The organism is Chromobacterium paludis, assembly GCF_008275125.1.
Classification (GTDB): domain Bacteria; phylum Pseudomonadota; class Gammaproteobacteria; order Burkholderiales; family Chromobacteriaceae; genus Chromobacterium; species Chromobacterium paludis.
Genome location: NZ_CP043473.1, coordinates 1,554,360 through 1,571,262 on the forward strand (window position 1 = coordinate 1,554,360; position 16,903 = coordinate 1,571,262).

At 62.5% G+C, this 16,903-nt stretch carries 16 protein-coding genes and 1 tRNA gene; 12 read left to right on the forward strand and 5 right to left on the reverse strand.

The features are described 5' to 3' along the window. Window positions 1-3: 3 nt before the first annotated feature. Together map and FYK34_RS07085 are read right to left on the reverse strand one after the other, a co-directional pair. Entirely contained in the window at window positions 4-795 is a 792-nt protein-coding gene (gene map, locus FYK34_RS07080; protein ID WP_149295708.1) for a type I methionyl aminopeptidase, read from the reverse strand. After that, entirely contained in the window at window positions 792-1,019 is a 228-nt protein-coding gene (locus FYK34_RS07085; protein ID WP_149295709.1) for a ParD-like family protein, read from the reverse strand. Before FYK34_RS07085 ends, map begins: the two co-directional genes overlap by 4 nt. A gap of 192 nt (window positions 1,020-1,211) precedes the next feature. On the opposite strand from FYK34_RS07085, the gene FYK34_RS07090 reads away from it, so the two are divergent. Together FYK34_RS07090 and FYK34_RS20435 are read left to right on the forward strand one after the other, a co-directional pair. After that, the gene (locus FYK34_RS07090) at window positions 1,212-1,808 is read left to right on the forward strand and encodes a LexA family protein (RefSeq protein ID WP_149295710.1); all 597 of its coding nucleotides are present in this window, start codon (window positions 1,212-1,214) and stop codon (window positions 1,806-1,808) included. A 16-nt stretch (window positions 1,809-1,824) separates the two neighbouring features. Continuing rightward, window positions 1,825-1,971 (forward strand): hypothetical protein, encoded by a 147-nt coding sequence (locus tag FYK34_RS20435; RefSeq protein ID WP_168209603.1) that lies wholly within the window; start codon window positions 1,825-1,827, stop codon window positions 1,969-1,971. 114 nt (window positions 1,972-2,085) lie between these two features. Here FYK34_RS20435 and FYK34_RS07095 read toward each other — a convergent pair whose 3' ends face one another. Together FYK34_RS07095 and FYK34_RS07100 are read right to left on the reverse strand one after the other, a co-directional pair. Beyond that, window positions 2,086-3,621 (reverse strand): mechanosensitive ion channel family protein, encoded by a 1,536-nt coding sequence (locus FYK34_RS07095; RefSeq protein WP_168209670.1) that lies wholly within the window; start codon window positions 3,619-3,621, stop codon window positions 2,086-2,088. 206 nt (window positions 3,622-3,827) lie between these two features. Further along, the gene (locus FYK34_RS07100) at window positions 3,828-4,775 is read right to left on the reverse strand and encodes a tRNA dihydrouridine synthase (RefSeq protein WP_149295712.1); all 948 of its coding nucleotides are present in this window, start codon (window positions 4,773-4,775) and stop codon (window positions 3,828-3,830) included. 68 nt (window positions 4,776-4,843) lie between these two features. Between FYK34_RS07100 and FYK34_RS07105 the strand changes: the two genes are divergently transcribed. The 8 genes from FYK34_RS07105 (at window position 4,844) to recN (ending at window position 12,640) form a co-directional block, all read left to right on the forward strand. Beyond that, entirely contained in the window at window positions 4,844-5,293 is a 450-nt protein-coding gene (locus tag FYK34_RS07105) for a GNAT family N-acetyltransferase (protein WP_168209671.1), read from the forward strand. A 53-nt stretch (window positions 5,294-5,346) separates the two neighbouring features. Beyond that, window positions 5,347-5,562, forward strand: coding sequence for a DUF1653 domain-containing protein (locus FYK34_RS07110; protein ID WP_196782637.1), 216 nt, complete (start codon window positions 5,347-5,349; stop codon window positions 5,560-5,562). Between the two features lie 5 nt (window positions 5,563-5,567). After that, window positions 5,568-6,503, forward strand: coding sequence for a histone deacetylase family protein (locus FYK34_RS07115; RefSeq protein WP_149295714.1), 936 nt, complete (start codon window positions 5,568-5,570; stop codon window positions 6,501-6,503). 2 nt (window positions 6,504-6,505) lie between these two features. Next, on the forward strand, window positions 6,506-7,039 hold the full coding sequence (msrA, locus tag FYK34_RS07120) for a peptide-methionine (S)-S-oxide reductase MsrA (RefSeq protein WP_149295715.1): 534 nt from the start codon (window positions 6,506-6,508) through the stop codon (window positions 7,037-7,039). Window positions 7,040-7,120: 81 nt separating this feature from the next. Beyond that, entirely contained in the window at window positions 7,121-9,403 is a 2,283-nt protein-coding gene (locus tag FYK34_RS07125; protein WP_149295716.1) for an ATP-binding protein, read from the forward strand. After that, the gene (locus FYK34_RS07130; RefSeq protein WP_149295717.1) at window positions 9,403-10,071 is read left to right on the forward strand and encodes a response regulator transcription factor; all 669 of its coding nucleotides are present in this window, start codon (window positions 9,403-9,405) and stop codon (window positions 10,069-10,071) included. Before FYK34_RS07125 ends, FYK34_RS07130 begins: the two co-directional genes overlap by 1 nt. Before the next feature lie 9 nt (window positions 10,072-10,080). Beyond that, entirely contained in the window at window positions 10,081-10,956 is an 876-nt protein-coding gene (locus tag FYK34_RS07135; protein WP_149295718.1) for an NAD kinase, read from the forward strand. A gap of 19 nt (window positions 10,957-10,975) precedes the next feature. Next, complete coding sequence (recN, locus tag FYK34_RS07140) at window positions 10,976-12,640, forward strand: DNA repair protein RecN (RefSeq protein ID WP_149295719.1); 1,665 nt, start codon at window positions 10,976-10,978, stop codon at window positions 12,638-12,640. Window positions 12,641-12,801: 161 nt separating this feature from the next. On the opposite strand, the gene FYK34_RS07145 is transcribed toward recN, so the two are convergent. Further along, window positions 12,802-12,891 (reverse strand) — tRNA-Ser (locus FYK34_RS07145). A gap of 304 nt (window positions 12,892-13,195) precedes the next feature. On the opposite strand from FYK34_RS07145, the gene FYK34_RS07150 reads away from it, so the two are divergent. Then, a complete protein-coding gene (locus FYK34_RS07150) occupies window positions 13,196-15,496 on the forward strand; it encodes a DNA translocase FtsK (protein WP_149295720.1) in 2,301 nt (766 codons plus the stop codon). 47 nt (window positions 15,497-15,543) lie between these two features. Beyond that, the gene (gene hemH, locus FYK34_RS07155) at window positions 15,544-16,632 is read left to right on the forward strand and encodes a ferrochelatase (protein WP_149295721.1); all 1,089 of its coding nucleotides are present in this window, start codon (window positions 15,544-15,546) and stop codon (window positions 16,630-16,632) included. Window positions 16,633-16,903 lie beyond the last annotated feature (271 nt).

The following is a 16,903-nucleotide window of genomic DNA, read 5'->3' on the forward strand; positions in this document are numbered from 1 at the left end:
GGCTTAGCCTATCGCCGGGTAGCCATGCAGGCCGTCCGGCCAAGGCGTCAGCACTTCATAGCCCTCTTCGGTGACGGCCACCATATGCTCCCACTGCGCCGACCAGGACCCGTCCTGCGTCACCACCGTCCAGCCGTCGCCCAGCTGGCGCGTGCCGGCCTTGCCGGCGTTGATCATCGGCTCGATGGTGAACACCATGCCGGGCTTCAGCTTCATGCCTATGCCAGGACGGCCGTAATGCAGCACCTCCGGCTCCTCGTGATAGACCTTGCCGATGCCGTGGCCGCAGTACTCGCGCACCACGCTGAAGCCCGCGCCTTCGGTAATGGTTTGAATGGCGTGGCCGACATCGCCCAGCGAGGCGCCGGGCCGCACCGCGCGGATACCAGCGACCGTGGCGTCGTAGCAGGTCTCCACCAATCGCCTCGCCTCCGCCGCCGGCTCGCCGACGAAATACATCCGGCTGCTGTCGCCATGCCAGCCATTCTTGATCACCGCCACGTCGATATTGATGATGTCGCCGTCGTTCAGAATGTGTTTGGGCGACGGGATGCCGTGGCACACCACCTGATTGACCGAGGCGCAGATAGTCTTGGGATAGCCGTAGTAGCCCACATTGGCCGGCTTGGCCTTCTGCACCTTGACGATGTATTCGTGACAGCGCGCGTCCAGCTCTTCGGTGCTGACGCCGGGCTTCACATACTCGCCTATCATGGCCAGCAATTCCGCCACCAGCTTGCCGGCCTCGCGCGCCTTCGCCACTTCGGCAGGAGACTTGATCGTCACGCGGCTCATCGCGCCTCCTCCATGCCCTGGCGCTGCAAGTCCAGCGCGGTTCCTTCCTGGCTGGCCCGAAGCAGCAACTGGCAGATTTCGCTGTAGCGCAGGTCCGGATGCAACTCGGCCAGCATGCCTATGCGCAGCCAATGCTCGGCCTGGGAGTTGATGGACCGGCTCAGCGCCTCGCTGGCCGTGCGCAGATTGTCGTGCATCTGCTCGGAAATCTTGACGATGCCCACGGCTCGCCTCCAGTAAACGTTTAATATATAAAACGTATACTACAAAAACCGCGAACCATTGGCAAGCCGCGCAATGTCCGTCGCCAAAAGCACACACCAAGAAAGCCCGCCAATACAGGACTTCCCGCGCCATGGCGCGGGCTAATCCATCTTGGCCTTGCCATTGCATTTGAAATTGTACAAAATCAATTCATGGATAACGATCAAACCAAGCAGCATGGCGGCAAACGCTCCGGCGCGGGCCGCAAGTCGGGCTTCGGCGGCGACAAGACCGTCGCGCTGCGCGTGCCGGAGCCGCTCAAGCCCATATTGCAGCAATGGCTGGACGACTACCGCAGCTGGCGCACCGCCAACAGCGCGCAGGCTTTCGACTTCCGCACGCTGGGCGCGCAGCTGAGCGAGCTGTCCTTGCCACTGTTCGCCGGCAGCGTGCCGGCCGGCTCGCCGGTGGCGGCCGATGACTTGAAAGAAGCGGACATCGACCTCAACACCCATCTGGTTAGCCGCCCCGGCGACACCTTCATGGTCAAGGTCAAGGGCGACTCCATGCAGGGGGCCGGCATACATGATGGCGACCTGTTGCTGGTGGAGCGCGGCCGCGAGCCGCGCAACGGCAAGGTAGTCGTGGCGGCGCTAAATGGGGAGCTGACGGTGAAGCGGCTGGAACGCGGCCCTGCCGGCATCCGCCTGCTGCCGGAAAACCCGGCCTATCAGCCTATCGCCGTGCCGGAAGACGCATCGTTTCATATCTGGGGCGTGGTGACCAATGTCATCCACAAAGTGGACTAGCGCGTAGGAGACTGCGATGGGAATGCTCAACGACTGCATCAAGATGAAGTTCAACGACTGGAAACGCCTGCCCCGCGCCTACCGCGCCATGATAGAAGGCCAGCCGCAGGTGCTGATCAGCCGCACCGGGCGCGACTTTTACGTGCCAGTCCAGTTTGTCTGAGCGCGCAATGGCACGGGATGCGCCCCCGCAGGCAGGCGCGGCCTCCATCGCACACGAAATGGGCATGGCAGCGCGGCTCACTGCGCAAGCCTGCCACGATTGGCCAGCGCCGCGTCAATGCTTGTTCAGTCCGAAAAAGCTGCGGATGCGCTCCACCAGCTCTCCGCGATGCGGCGCCGCATCGACATCGGGCCATAAATCCTCTGGCATCTTGGCGCGCCGCTCGCTCAGCCGGTCCGCCAGGATGGAGGAAATGGTTTCGGCCAGCTCCTTGCGCGAAACCAGTATCGCCTGAAACGCCTCCTTGTCCAGCCGCAGGCATTCCACATTGGAGCGGGCGATGACCGTGCCGCTGCGCGACTCCCCCGTCATCAAGCCCATTTCTCCAAAAAAACTGCCGGCCTTCAACACATCCACCATTCGGCGCCGGCCGTCCGGCAGCGTCACCCACACTTCCACTTCGCCAGCCAGCATGATGTACAACCAGTGCGCCACCGCGCCCTGATGCATGATGATGTCGCCCGTGACAAAGGGCGTGAACTTCAAGCGGTCGGCCAACACCATCAGTTCCTCGTCATTCAGACCGGCCAGCAGCTCCACCCGCCGCAAGGCCTGCACCCGCTCCTCCAGATGCCGCTTCATCCTGGCTTCGATGTATTTCTCGTTCTCCTTGATGGTCAACACGTTGTAATACGGCGAGGCCATGCGCAGATTATGCCGGCGCAGGGCGGCGTCGATATGCATGCGCACCACGGCATCGGTGTAGTCATCCGCGGCCAGGTCAGTCAGCCAGTAACGCACGGCGTAGCGACTGAAACCGTTCTCGAAGCCCATCAAGATGCAATTGGGTTCCGGGTGCGGCGCCACGCCCGGCAGTTGGGCCTCGCGCAAGGAGTGCTCCACTACGCCTATGATCTGCGTAGGCAAGGTTTCCCAGTTGATGTTGAACCACACCCAGCGCCGCCATTGCCTGGGCTGGCCATGCCGCTTGCCCAGAATGGCGAAATGACTCTTCATCAACACGCTGTTCGGTATTACCACCGTTTCCCAGTTCCGGGTTTCCAGCGTCGTCGCCCGCCAATTGATTTCGACCACTCGCCCCACCAAATCGCCGGATTTGATCCAGTCGCCGATATCGACCGAGTTGTCGAACTGCAGCGACAGGCCGGCCAGGATATTGCCCAAGGTGTCTTGCATGGAAAAAGCGATGACCGCCGTAATGACCGCCGACGTGGTGACGATATTGCTCAAGTCCACGCCGGCCAGCCGCAACAGCACCAACCCCCAGCCGAAATAACCTACGGCGACGACGATGTCCTCCAGAATGCGCGGAGGATGCAGACGCAGAACCGGGATCAGCAAGCGGAACAGCAACATGGCCCAGACGCGAATCAACGCCAGCCCCATCGTCACGATGGCGACCTGAGTCAAGGCTTGTCCCAACCAGCCTGGAATGTGTGTGAAATTGATCAGCGACAGGCAAAGCAACGCGATGGCCATCGTGCGCGCCGCCCGGGTACGGCTGTCGTGCCGCAACAGGTATAACAAGGCAGTGAACAACATCGTCACCGCCACGAACAGGGTCAGCGACCCATGCCAGGCCATCAGCGACACGTTTTCCAGCCAGTCGGCCGCGGGAAGAGAAGACATGCTTTTTTCCGCCATGCTTTGTTTAATTGATAGCTCATGGCGGCGGGCAAAAAAAATCCCTCCCGTTTTAAGGGAGGGTGCAAGGTATCGGGGAAGTGTAAGTTCCGCAGCCAGGCAGGCCGGCAGAAATTACAACGTTGCGCTTATACCAAAGCACAACGCCATACGATGTTAGCAACAGAAATACATGCGCGAAATGAGTATATTTACTTACCCAATTTTGCCAGCAGAATATTCCCAATCTCTTCAGCCTCTTGCACGCGCCGCACTTCTTCAAACAAGGACGAGGCCTCCGGCCAAGTGCGCTTGAGCAGGCCCAGCCACTGTTTCAAACGTGCCACCGGATAACGATTCTCACTGGACTTCTGCCAGCACAGGCGGAAAAAATCTTCCACCCAAGGCAGCATCTCGCGCCACGTCATGGGCTGCTCCGGGCCCTGCGCCTGAATGCGGGCAGCCAGATCCGGGCACGCAACCAGGCCTCGCCCTATCATGACGGTTTCACAGCCGCTCTCCAGGCGGATGTTCCGGTAATCCTGCAGCGTCCACACCTCGCCATTGGCGATCACCGGGATGGACACCGACTCCCGGATGCGCGAGATCCAATCCCAATGCGCCGGCGGCTTGTAGCCTTCCACCTTGGTGCGGCCATGCACCGTCAATTCGTCCGCGCCCGCGCTGGAAATGGCCTGCGCGCACTCCAGCGCCCGGCTCTTGTCTTCGTACCCTAGCCTCATTTTAGCGGTGACCGGAATGTCCGCCTGCACCGCGCGACGCACGGCCGCCACGATTTGATGCAGCAACTCAGGCTCATTGAGCAACACCGCGCCGCCGCGATGGCGATTGACAGTCGGCGCCGGACAGCCGAAATTCAAATCCACGCCCAGCGCGCCCAGGCTGGCGGCTTTCGCGCAATTCTCGGCCAGACAGGCCGCGTCCGAGCCCAGCAATTGCACGCGCACCGGCACCCCGGCGCGGGTCTTGCCGCCGTTGGCCAGCTCCGGCGCCAAACGCATGAAAGCGCGCGTAGGCAGCAACACGGAAGTCACACGCACAAACTCCGTGACGCATAAGTCGATGCCGCCGACGCGGGTCAGCACGTCTCGCATCACGTCATCCACCAGCCCCTCCATGGGGGCAAGAACCAGCTTCATGGCCCAACCTACCGCAGAAAAGGGCGCTATTGTAACGCAGTCGCGCCGGAATGGATGGAGATAGAAACATGACCCTTACGATTGCCACGCCGGAGTCCCTGGACGAGTGGCTGCCCTTGTTTACCGCTTATCTGGCCTTTTATCGCGTCAACCAGCCGGCGGAGGCCTGCTTGTCGTTCCTTAGCGAAAGGCTACGCCGCCGACAGGCCGTGGCGTTTGTCGCCGCCGAGCAAACGCAGCCGCAGGGCTTCGCCTTGATGTACACCGGCTTCTCCTCGTTGACGCTGCGACCGTGCTGGACGCTGCACGACCTTTACGTCGCGCCCGAAGGGCGTGGCCGAGGGATCGGCGAGCAGCTGATACGGCGCTGCCAGGAATACGTGCACGCGCTGGGCGGCGGCGAAATCATGCTGCAGACCGCCCATGACAACCATCCGGCCCAAAGACTATATGAGCGAACCGGCTTCGCGCTCGACCGCGACTTCCGCGTCTACGGCTGGCGCAGCGAGCTTTCTTGACCCCGTCCGGCGGCTGAGGCATGCTCGCCGCCCTTGACCCACTGGAGATTCAGATGCCCGCTCCCGGCATTTACCAGCACTTCCGCAACCGTCAGCTGTATCAGGTATTGGGCATCGCCAAACATTCGGAAACGCTCGAGCCCATGGTCATGTACCGCGCGCTATATGGCGATTACCACGTCTGGGTCCGCCCGGAGTCCATGTTCGACGAAATGGTGACGCATGAAGGCGCCATGGTGCCGCGTTTCAGCCTGATCAAAGCGCTCTGAGCCCCATGCGCATCTACCGCAGCGACGGGTTTCCGCTGCCCTTGCCGGCCGGGCATCGGTTTCCAGCAGAGAAATACGCCATGCTGGCCAGCCAGGTGGCGGGCTACGCTGCGCCCTGGATGGAAACCGCGCCCGCAGCCACGCCGCAGGAACTGCGCCTGGCTCACGAGCCTGCTTATATCGCCGCGGCGCTGGAGGGGACGCTGGAGGCGCGCCGGCAGCGGGAAATCGGCCTGCCCTGGTCGCGCGAACTGGCCGAGCGCAGCCTGCGCTCGGTCGGCGCCACCATCGCCGCCAGCCGCAGCGCCCTGTTGGAAGGCTGCGGCGTCAATCTGGCGGGCGGCACCCATCACGCCAGCCGCGACCAGGGCAGCGGTTTTTGCGTCTTCAACGACATTGCCGTCGCCGCGCTCTTAATGCTGGCCGAGGCGCGGGCGCGCCGGGTGCTGGTCGTGGATCTGGACGTGCATCAAGGCAACGGCACCGCCGCCATCGCCGCGCATGAGCCCCGCATCTACACCTTTTCCATGCACGGCGAAAAGAACTTCCCCTTTCGACGCTCCCCCAGCACGCTGGACATCGACTTGCCCGACGGCACCGGCGACGCGGCCTACTTGCAAACGCTGAGCGACGCGCTGCCGCGGATTTTCGACGCTGCGCGGCCCGATCTGGTGCTGTATCTGGCTGGGGCAGACCCCTTCCACGGCGACCGCCTGGGCCGCTTGGCGCTGTCGGCGCAGGGTTTGGCGGAACGGGACGCCATGGTGATGCAAGCCTGCCGCCGCCACGACGCCGCGCTGGCGCTGACCATGGCGGGCGGTTACGCCGTGCCGATAGCAGACACCGTGACAATCCAGGCGGAAACCGTCAGACTGGCATGCGCCGCCTTTGGCGATCCCTCACTGCGCCAGGCGGCAAACCAAGCCAAGCTGAAGGAGTGAATATGGAACAGGCCATTTTGGGCGGCGGCTGCTTCTGGTGCCTGGAAGCCGCGTTCTCGCCGCTGCGCGGCGTGAGTCGCGTCGTATCGGGCTACTGCGGAGGACGGCTCGACCATCCCAGCTACCAGCAGGTTTGCAGCGGCTCCACCGGTCATGTCGAAGTGGTGGCGATAGACTATGACCCCGCCGCAATCGATTTTGCCACCCTGCTGAATGTTTTCTTCGCGGTGCACGACCCCACTACGCTGAACCGTCAGGGCCACGATGTCGGCACGCAGTACGCCTCGGTCATCTTCTGCCAGAACGCGCAGCAGCGCGACATCGCGCAAGCCTGCATCCGCGAGCTGGCGCGCGAGCAGGTGTACGCGGAACCCATCGTCACCCGGCTGGAAGACCCTGCCCCGTTTTATGCCGCAGAGGACCACCATCAGCGCTACTACGCGCTCAATAGCCAGCAAAACTACTGCCAGTTGGTGATCTCGCCCAAGCTGAGCAAGATTCGGCAAAAATTCGCCCATCTGCTGCAAAACAATTAAGCGCGTGCGGCCCGGGGCCGTTATAATGGCACGCGCCTCAGGGCGCGTACCGCCCCAATCGCCTTCATCGAAGCCAGAAGCATGTCCGACGTCGCAGTGCCCCGCGCCTCCGCTACCCACGCGCTCTCTACCCACGCGCTCTCTACCCATCTGCTGTTGTTGCGTTCCGCCACGATGCGGAGCAAATCGCTGAGCGTACTGTGCTGGCTGGCGGTATTCGCCCTCCTGTTTGGCCATGCGGTGCACCGCGACATCCAGCAGCAAGCCCAAGCGTTCCACGAAACGGCCAAGAGCTTGCTGCAAAACGCGTCCCAAGACCTGCGCCGCAGCCGCCAGCTGCAAGACGACATCCGCGACATCGTCGTCTCCGGCCAGCCCGATCGGCAAATCCGGATCCGCACACTGGCCAATCTCGCGGCGCAGAGCCAAAAGCAGCTCTATTTCGTCGGTTACCAGCCGCTGGTCTCCCCGCAGGAGCGGAGCGGCTTTGAACGGCAACAGAGCCACATGCTGGGCAAGCCTTACCGCATCCGGGACTATCTGCACGATGCGCGCAATAACTGGCTCAATCCCGATGCCTGGCGCGACGCGCCCTTGCGCACCCGCCACCTCCCCTTGAGCATGGCCGAACCGGGCCTCGCCTCGGCGGATTGGCACGAAATGGGACTGGACCTGCTGGATGACGCCGTCCTGGCGCCCGCCGTCAACCAGGCGCTTGGCCATCTGCGCGCGGTCTCGCCGCCGCTGGAGCTGCACGGTAAAGAACCGGGCATCGCGCTGCTGCAAACCATCTACCTCGTCGAACCGCCCTCGCCCGTGCCCATGGTGCGCATCGAGCAGGCCGCCGGCGTGATCCTGCAAGTGCTGTACCTGAAACCGCTATTAGCCCTGCCTACCGGCATGTCGAACCGCTACAGCTTGCAGCTGCTGCGCCGGGACGGCGCGGAGCAAGGCCAGCTCATCGCCCAACAGGCGCCGGTGGGAGGGTTGTCGTCCTGGCTGCCCAAGCTGAGCCAGCGCTACACCCTGCCGGAGCTGCCCTATGACTTTGAGCTCACGCGGCAAACCCAACTGGAGCGCGCCACATCCGGAGAGGCTGCCTGGTGCGCGCTGCTCGCCCTGCTGCCGGCCTACCTGCTCTGGCTGGCGCTGTCGCTGCTGGAGCACAATCGGCGCGCGCGCGAACGCGTGCAGGACGACTTGTATCGAGAGCGCGAGTACGCCAGCGTCGCCCTGCGCAGCATCGGCGATGCGGTCATCAGCATCGACACCCAACAAGTCATCCAATATTTGAATCCCGCCGCCGAAGTGCTGCTGGGACTGCCGGCCTCCCATGCCTTGCAGCGACGTCTGCAACAAGTGGCGCCCCTGCATTACGAGTTTTCCCGCCAGCCGGCGCGCGACCCGGTGGAGCAAGCCGTTTCCACCTTGCAGGTCGTGCATCTGGCGCAAAACTGCTACCTCAAGCGCCGTGGCGGCGAAAAACTGCTGGTGGAAGGCTCCGTCTCGCCGCTACTGGGCCGCGGCGGCCAGTTGATAGGCGCCGTGCTGACATTCCGCGACACCGCGCCCATCCGCCGCCGCATGCTGGCCGCCCTGGAGGCCAGCGAAAGCCGGCTGCGCCAACATGAAATCGAGCTGGCGCGCGTGGCGCGCATCAACACCATGGGCGAGATGGCGTCCGGCATCGCCCATGAGATCAACCAACCCTTGTCCGCCATCATGAGTTACTGCCAGGCCGCGCTGAGCCTGCTGGAAGATGAAGAAATCGACATGGCCATGCTGCAGCGCGCCCTGCACTCCTCCGTGAGCCAGGCGGATCGGGCTGGCCGCATCATTCACCGGCTGCGAGAGTTCGTCACGCGAAAAAACCAGCAGCTGGTGCCGGTACAGCTGAACCAATCCGTGCATAACGCCCTGTCCTTGCTCGATTACGAGCTGCATGAACACGACATCCACATCGAGCAAAACTTCGCACATGAGTTGCCGTTGGTATACGCTGACACTATCCAGCTAGAGCAAGTGGTGCTGAACCTGGCCCGCAACGCCGTGGAAGCCATGGAGCACACCCGCCCCTGGGGCAGGCTGAACATCACCACCCGCAAGCAGGGAGAGCGCGTGCAGCTGATCATCAGCGACAACGGCTGCGGCATCCCCCCCGATAAGCTGGACCGGATCTTCGACCCGTTTTTCAGCACCAAGCCCAACGGCATGGGCCTGGGCTTGGCCATCTGCCAGACCGCGATCGAGGCCTTCGGCGGCAGGCTGACCGCCGGCAACAAGCCCGGCTCGGGCGCGGAGTTCATCATCGACCTGCCATGCGCCGCGCGCGACGTGGCGGCATCATCCGGAGTAGAAGCCTGATGCAAAACACGACCCCTACCGTATTCATCGTCGACGACGACCCAGCCGTGCTGGATTCGCTCGCCATGCTGATCAGCGCGCAGGGCATGCGCACCGTATCCTACCCCAACGCCATGGAATTTCTCGACGCCTACCAGAGCAACCAGATCTGCTGCCTGGTGCTGGACATCCGCATGCCGCAGATCACCGGCCTGGCGCTGCAAGAGCAGTTGATAGAGCGCGATGTCAACATTCCCATCGTCTTCATCACCGGCCACGGCGACATCGAGCAATGCCGGCGCGCCTTCCAGACCGGCGCCATCGACTTCCTGACCAAGCCTATCGACCAGGTCAGACTGATCGCCAGCCTCAAACGCGGCATCCGCATCAGCATCCAGCAGCATCAGCAGGAAGAAGAAACCCAGGAGGTGATGAGCCAGCTCGCCCGCATCAGCGGACGCGAGCGCGAAGTGCTGGAACTGGTGGCGGATGGCCTGTCCAGCAAGGAAATCGCGCGCGAACTTGACCTTTCGCCGCGCACCATCGAGGTGCATCGCGCCAATCTGTTCAGCAAGCTGGGGGTGGACTCCCTGGCTGACCTGGTGCGTTTCTACCTGAAAGCGCTGGAAGCCACAGGCAAGAAGCGCAATCAGGAGGTTTTTTTCAACGAAACGCCGCCAAACCAGTAAAATCGTCGCATGCAAAGACTGTTCAAACACATCTGCCTGGTCGCGCGCCACAGCAAGCCCGGCATCACCCCGGCCCTGCTTGAGCTGGCCGACCACCTGGCCGCTGGCGGCGCCACAGTCCTCATCGACAAGGAAAGCATCGCCGCATCCGAGGCCGGCGGCCATGCGTTGATCGACCGCAACGACATGGGCAAGCTGGCCGACCTGTGCATCGTGCTGGGCGGCGACGGCACCATGCTGTCCATCGCCCGCCTCTTGGCGCCCTACCGCGTGCCGCTGGTCGGCATCAATCAGGGGCGGCTGGGCTTCATGACCGATATCCCGCTGCACGAGATGCTGGACTCGGTGGACGCCATCCTGAAGGGTAAGTTCGTGCCGGAAGACCGCATCCTGCTGCAGGCGGCCGTGGTGCGCGAAGACGCCGAGGTCGCCAGCGCGCTGGCCTTCAACGACGTGGTGTTCAGCCGCGGCGCGGTGGGTTCGATGATCGAATTCGAAGTCTTCATCGACAACCAATTCGTTTACAGCCAGCGCTCGGACGGCCTGATCGTGTCCACGCCCACCGGCTCCACCGCTTACTCGCTGGCCTCCGGCGGGCCCATTCTCCACCCCACGCTGCAAGCCATCGCCCTGGTGCCGATCTGCCCGCAATCGCTGTCCAACCGGCCGATTGCCGTCAACGACTCCTGCGAGGTGGAATTCATGCTCACCCGCGGGCTGGACGCGCGCGTGCACTTCGACGGCCAATTGCACTGCGACCTGATGGAAATGGACCGCGTGCTGATCCGCCGCTACCGCAACCCGCTGCGCATCCTGCACCCGGAAGGCTACAACTACTACGACATGCTGCGCCACAAGCTGCACTGGGGCGAGCGCCTGATCTAACCGGCACAGACCATACACCATGCTTCTCTCGCTGACCGTAAAAGACTTCGTCATCGTCGACAGCATCGCGCTGGACTTCTCCGACGGCTTCACCGTGCTCACCGGCGAAACCGGCGCCGGCAAATCCATCATGCTGGACGCGCTGGGCCTGTTGCTGGGCGACCGCGCCGACGGCGCCCAAGTACGCGAAGGCGCCGAACGCGCCGAACTCACCGCCGAATTCTGCATTGAACGCCGGCCGGAAATCGACGCCTGGCTGGCTGGAAACGAACTGTCCGGCGACGAAGGCGTGCTGCTGCTGCGCAGGCTAATCGACCGCGGCGGCCGCTCCAAGAGCTTCGTCAACGGTCAAGCCGCCACCCTGGCCCAGCTCAAGCAACTGGGCGAGTTCCTAGTGGACATCCACGGCCAGCATGCGCATCAGTCGCTGATGAAGAGCGAAACCCAGCGCCAGTTGCTGGATGCCTACGCCGGCTCCACCGCGCTGGCGCGCGACGTGCACAAGGCCTGGCAGGAATGGCAGGCGGCGCGCCAGGCGCGCCAGGACGCCGAGCGGCTGTCTCGCGAGTCCGAAGTCGAGCGCGAACGCCTGACTTGGCAGATCGGCGAGCTCAGCGAACTCAATCTACAACCGGACGAATGGGTGACGCTAAGCCAAAGCCACACCCGGCTGGCCAACTCGGCCGAGCTGGTGCAAAGCGCCCAGCAAGCCGTGGACATCCTGTCGGAAAACGACGACAGCTGCCTGAGCCAACTAGCCCATGTGCAAAACCGTCTGTCCAAGCTGTCCAACCTGGATCCGCGGCTGGCCGATACCCTGTCCCTGCTGGACTCAGTAGACGCCGAGCTGCGCGAAGTGGTGTACAGCCTGCGCGACTACGCCAACGACATCGAGCAGGATCCCGGCCAACTGGTGGAAATGGAGCGCCGTCTCGACACGCTGATGAGCGCAGCCCGCAAATACCGCGTGCAGCCGACAGACCTGGCCGACAAATTGGCCGACTGGCAGCAACAGCTGGCCACGCTGGAGGCCAGCGTGGACGTGGAGGCGCTGAGCGTGGCCGAGGCCGCCAGCCTGGCGCGCTACCGCGCGCAGGCGGAGTCGCTGTCCGGCAAGCGCCGCCAGGCTGCCAGCGAGCTGTCCGAGCGCATTTCCGGCGAAATGGGCCGGCTGGCCATGGGCGGCTCCCGCTTCGCCATCGAACTGTCCGCCCTGGCCGAACCCGGCGCTCATGGCATGGAGTCAATCGAATATCTGGTGGCGGCCAATGCCGGCACCAGCCTGCGCCCGCTGGCCAAGGTAGCCTCCGGCGGCGAGCTGTCGCGCATCAGCCTGGCGATGCAGGTGGTGATCAGCCAGGTAGCCAGCGTGCCGACGCTGATTTTCGACGAGGTGGACGTGGGCATCGGCGGCCGCGTGGCGGAAGTGATCGGCCACATGCTGCGCGACCTGGGACAGCGCTACCAAGTGCTATGCATCACCCACCTGCCCCAGGTGGCGTCTTGCGGCAGACAGCACTGGCAAGTCAGCAAACGCGAACACAAAGGCCAGGTGCTCAGCCGCATCGCGCCGCTGAATGCGGAACAGCGGGTGCTGGAAATCGCCCGCATGCTGGGCGGCGCCGAGCTGACCCAAACCACGCGCGAGCATGCGGCGGAAATGCTGGCGGCCAATGCCGTCTGATCGTCGAAGCTAGAGGGCAAGCGCCGCGGCAGGAGGCGGCGCAGCCGATGGCGGTACAAATGCGTCACACCTGCGACGGCATTTGGATACGGCATTTGGATTTGGAAGAAAAAGAAAAAAAGGCATTGCAGACCGCAATGCCTTCATTTCTCTTGCTGTTCTGGCGGAAGCGGTGAGATTCGAACTCACGGTGGGCTCGCACCCACGACGGTTTTCAAGACCGTTGCATTAAACCGCTCTGCCACGCTTCCATCGTTCAGATGAGCCAGCGATTTTATCTGGAATCTGGGCGTTTGCCTAGTATCTGCAACAATATGACCAGGCCTTCTTTACGTGCGCCTTCAGCATGGATTCGCACCCACTCGTCAACAACAGCAAATGCCATGGGTCAACAGATTCGCGGCTCCGTGGTAGACTTGCGGCCATTGCGCAATCATTATTGGCGTACGCATAACCATCCATCTGCCCTTGCTGGAGCCATCAATCCCTCCACGCTGGAAGGCCAGCCATAACCAGGCATTTACAATACTCAATAGGTTACAGGTTATAAGCAGAATGCGATTTTTCAAGCGCAAAGCCGTAGTCAAGAATAATCAAGCGCCGTTGCCGCCGCAGCTGATTGCCCTGCTCCGGGAGGCATGGTGGCTGTTGATGGCGGTGGCTGCCGTCTATTTGGTGTTGGTGCTGGCCAGCTATTCTCCGCTCGACCCCTCCTGGTCGCACAGCTCATCCGATCCCACCGTGCGCAATTACGGCGGCTCCTTTGGCGCGTGGCTGTCGGACATGCTGTTGTATGTGTTTGGTTTTTCCGCCTGGTGGCTGGTGGTGTTCTGCCTGGTCGCCATCGGTTGGGGCTATCGCCGCATAGAAAGCCTAGGTTTCAAATTCAACCCGATCACCGCCGCTGCCGTGGGCGGATTTTTTCTGTTGCTGCTCTCCAGTTCCAGTTTCGAGGCCATCGTGCTGGACGGCAAGGCTGTCACGCTGCCCCTGTACCCGGGCGGCATGCTGGGCCGTTTCATCGGCAAGCATTTTTCCCATGGCCTTGGCCTGTCCGGCGGCTATCTGCTGCTGGGGGTGACCTCGGCCATCGGCTTCTCGCTGTTCACCGGCCTGTCCTGGCTGGATGTCATGGAGAAGATTGGCGGCGCCATTGAGGATGGCATCCTCCGCTTATGGCAAAGCTGGCAGGCCAGGAAGGACCGGGAAATCGGCAAGGAGACCGCGCAGAAACGCGAGGAAAAAGTGTCCGTGGCCAAAAAGAAAATCGAGGAGGCCGCGCCGGTTCGCATCGAACCGCCGGTGCTGGACGTCCCGGTCTCGGCCAAGGCGCAGAAGCCAGTGCAGCAATCGCTGTTCGCCGACCCCAAAGACGGCGCCCTGCCCGGCCTGAGCTTGCTGGATGCGCCGCGCGAGCTGCAAGAGCCGGTGTCTCAGGAAACCGTGGAATACACCTCGCGGCTGATCGAACGCAAGCTGGCGGATTTTGGCGTGGACGTCAAAGTCATCGCCGCCTACCCCGGTCCGGTGATCACCCGCTATGAGATCGAACCGGCCGTGGGCGTCAAAGGCGCGCAGATCGTCAACCTGATGAAGGACCTGGCGCGCGCGCTGTCCCTGGTCTCCATCCGCGTGGTGGAAACCATCCCCGGCAAGACCTATATGGGACTGGAGCTGCCCAACCCCAAGCGCCAGATCGTCAAGCTGACGGAGATCATTGGTTCGGACGGTTATCAGAACATGGCCTCCAGGCTGACCATGGCGCTGGGCAAGGACATCGCCGGCCAACCGGTGTCGGCCGACTTGGCCAAGATGCCGCACGTATTGGTGGCCGGCACCACCGGCTCCGGCAAGTCCGTGGCCATCAATGCCATGATTTTGTCGCTGCTGTACAAGGCTACGCCCAAGGAAGTGCGGCTGATCATGGTAGACCCCAAGATGCTGGAGCTGTCGGTCTATGAAGGCATTCCGCATCTGCTCGCACCTGTGGTGACCGACATGAAGCAAGCCGCCAACGCGCTGAACTGGTGCGTGGGCGAAATGGAACGCCGCTACAAGCTGATGTCCAAGCTGGGCGTGCGCAATCTGGCCGGCTTCAACCAGAAGATCAAGGACGCCGAGAAAAGCGGCGAGAAGATTCCCAACCCTTTCAGCCTGACGCCGGAAACGCCGGAGCCGCTGGACACCCTGCCCTTGGTCGTGGTGGTGATAGACGAGCTGGCCGACCTGATGATGGTGGCCGGCAAGAAGATAGAAGAATTGATCGCCCGCCTGGCGCAAAAAGCGCGCGCAGCCGGCATCCACTTGATCCTGGCCACCCAGAGGCCGTCGGTGGACGTCATCACCGGCCTGATCAAGGCCAATATTCCGACGCGGATCGCCTTTCAGGTATCCAGCAAGATAGACAGCCGCACCATCCTGGACCAGATGGGCGCGGAAACACTGCTGGGCCAGGGCGACATGCTCTACCTGCCGCCTGGCACCGGCTACCCCAACCGGGTACACGGCGCGTTTGTCTCCGATGACGAAGTGCACCACGTGGTTGAGTTCCTGAAAACCACCGGGGAACCCAATTACATAGAAGGCATCCTGACCGGCCAGGCCGATGGCGACGACGGCGCCGCCGGCGGGGGCCTGGACGGAGAGTCCGACGCCGAAGCCGACCCGCTGTACGACGAGGCCGTGGCCATTGTGGTGAAAACCCGCAAGGCATCCATCTCCTCCGTGCAGCGACACTTGCGCATAGGCTACAACCGCGCCGCGCGGCTGATCGAGCAAATGGAAGCCGCCGGCCTGGTGTCTCCCATGGAAAGCAATGGCAACCGCACCGTGCTGGCCCCGGCCCGCGAAGACTGAACACCCGCGGGCGCCGCCGCGCCCCACGCTCCTTGATAAGGATGGCCATGCCCCGCTATCTGCCCGAACCCGAATTCCGCCATGACTACGCGCCCAAAACCGGCGTACTGCTGATCAACCTGGGGACCCCGGACGCGCCCACCGCGCAAGCGCTGCGCCCCTATCTGAAACAGTTTTTGTCCGATCCCCGCGTAATCGAGATCCCGCGCCTGCCGTGGTGGCTGATACTCAACGGCATCATTCTGAACACGCGCCCCAAGCAGTCCGCGCGCAAATACGCCAGCATCTGGACCAAGGATGGCTCGCCGCTGCTAGCGCACACCCGCAATATGGCCAAATTGCTGAAGGGGAAACTGGGCGAAATGGGCAGACGCGACCTAGTCGTTGACTACGCCATGCGCTACGGCAACCCATCCATTGAGAGCGTATTGACCAAGATGCGCACGCAAGGCGTGGAAAAGCTGCTGCTGCTGCCGCTGTATCCCCAATACGCCGCCTCCTCCAGCGCCACCGCAATCGACGAGGCGTTTCATGTGCTGTCCCGCATGCGCAACATGCCGGAAGTCCGCACTGTCCGCCACTTTCATGACGACCCCGGCTACATCCAAGCCCTGGCGGCGCAAGTGCGCAAGCACTGGCAATACGGGCAGCCTGCCAACAAGCTCGTCATGAGTTTCCACGGCGTGCCGCGCTTCACGCGCGACAAGGGCGACCCCTACCACTGCGAATGCCAAAAGACCGGCCGCCTGCTGGCAGAAGCGCTGCAATTGCGGCCCGATCAATACATCATCTGCTTCCAAAGCCGCTTCGGCCGCACGGAATGGCTGAAGCCCTATACCAGCGAAATATTGGCTGAATTAGGCAAGGCCAAGACGGCCCAGGTCGACGTCATCTGTCCAGGCTTTGTCGGCGACTGCCTGGAAACGCTGGAAGAAATCGCCATGGAAGGCAAAGAAACCTTCCTCAGCCACGGCGGAGGGGAATTCCGCTACATCCCTTGCCTGAATGAAGACCCGCAATGGATAGCTGCGCTATCGCAAATCGTCGCAAACAATCTGGCCGGATGGACAGAATGTTTGGCAGAAGATAGCCAGGCCCGCGCCCGCAGAGCGCATGACATGGGGGCAGCAAGCTAGCCGGCCGCCAAACCGGCTCACGGCACGACATCGAGATTACATATTCAGAATCAAGGCCATACCGGCAGAATCGGGCAGATTGCAATTTTTGCGATATGCCCGATTTTGTTTGCATTTGCGCAAAATGGGAATTGGGAACCTATATTCAACTGGTCTGCGGCATTCCGCATTGACACCCCGACAAACAGGTCACCATAATCAGTTGCAACTGACCACCGATATATAGGTGTAGTTGGTTTACCAAAGAGATCATCAAAGTCTACACAGATAA

Coding starts and splice junctions, on each gene's coding strand:
- FYK34_RS07100 (WP_149295712.1), bottom strand. CDS start 4,775: ATGAAGCTGGTTCTTGCCCCCATGGAGGGGCTGGTGGATGACGTGATG.
- FYK34_RS07095 (WP_168209670.1), bottom strand. CDS start 3,621: ATGTCTTCTCTTCCCGCGGCCGACTGGCTGGAAAACGTGTCGCTGATG.
- recN (WP_149295719.1), top strand. CDS start 10,976: ATGCTTCTCTCGCTGACCGTAAAAGACTTCGTCATCGTCGACAGCATC.
- FYK34_RS07125 (WP_149295716.1), top strand. CDS start 7,121: ATGTCCGACGTCGCAGTGCCCCGCGCCTCCGCTACCCACGCGCTCTCT.
- FYK34_RS07105 (WP_168209671.1), top strand. CDS start 4,844: ATGACCCTTACGATTGCCACGCCGGAGTCCCTGGACGAGTGGCTGCCC.
- hemH (WP_149295721.1), top strand. CDS start 15,544: ATGCCCCGCTATCTGCCCGAACCCGAATTCCGCCATGACTACGCGCCC.
- map (WP_149295708.1), bottom strand. CDS start 795: ATGAGCCGCGTGACGATCAAGTCTCCTGCCGAAGTGGCGAAGGCGCGC.
- msrA (WP_149295715.1), top strand. CDS start 6,506: ATGGAACAGGCCATTTTGGGCGGCGGCTGCTTCTGGTGCCTGGAAGCC.
- FYK34_RS07150 (WP_149295720.1), top strand. CDS start 13,196: ATGCGATTTTTCAAGCGCAAAGCCGTAGTCAAGAATAATCAAGCGCCG.
- FYK34_RS07115 (WP_149295714.1), top strand. CDS start 5,568: ATGCGCATCTACCGCAGCGACGGGTTTCCGCTGCCCTTGCCGGCCGGG.
- FYK34_RS07110 (WP_196782637.1), top strand. CDS start 5,347: ATGCCCGCTCCCGGCATTTACCAGCACTTCCGCAACCGTCAGCTGTAT.
- FYK34_RS20435 (WP_168209603.1), top strand. CDS start 1,825: ATGGGAATGCTCAACGACTGCATCAAGATGAAGTTCAACGACTGGAAA.
- FYK34_RS07130 (WP_149295717.1), top strand. CDS start 9,403: ATGCAAAACACGACCCCTACCGTATTCATCGTCGACGACGACCCAGCC.
- FYK34_RS07090 (WP_149295710.1), top strand. CDS start 1,212: ATGGATAACGATCAAACCAAGCAGCATGGCGGCAAACGCTCCGGCGCG.
- FYK34_RS07135 (WP_149295718.1), top strand. CDS start 10,081: ATGCAAAGACTGTTCAAACACATCTGCCTGGTCGCGCGCCACAGCAAG.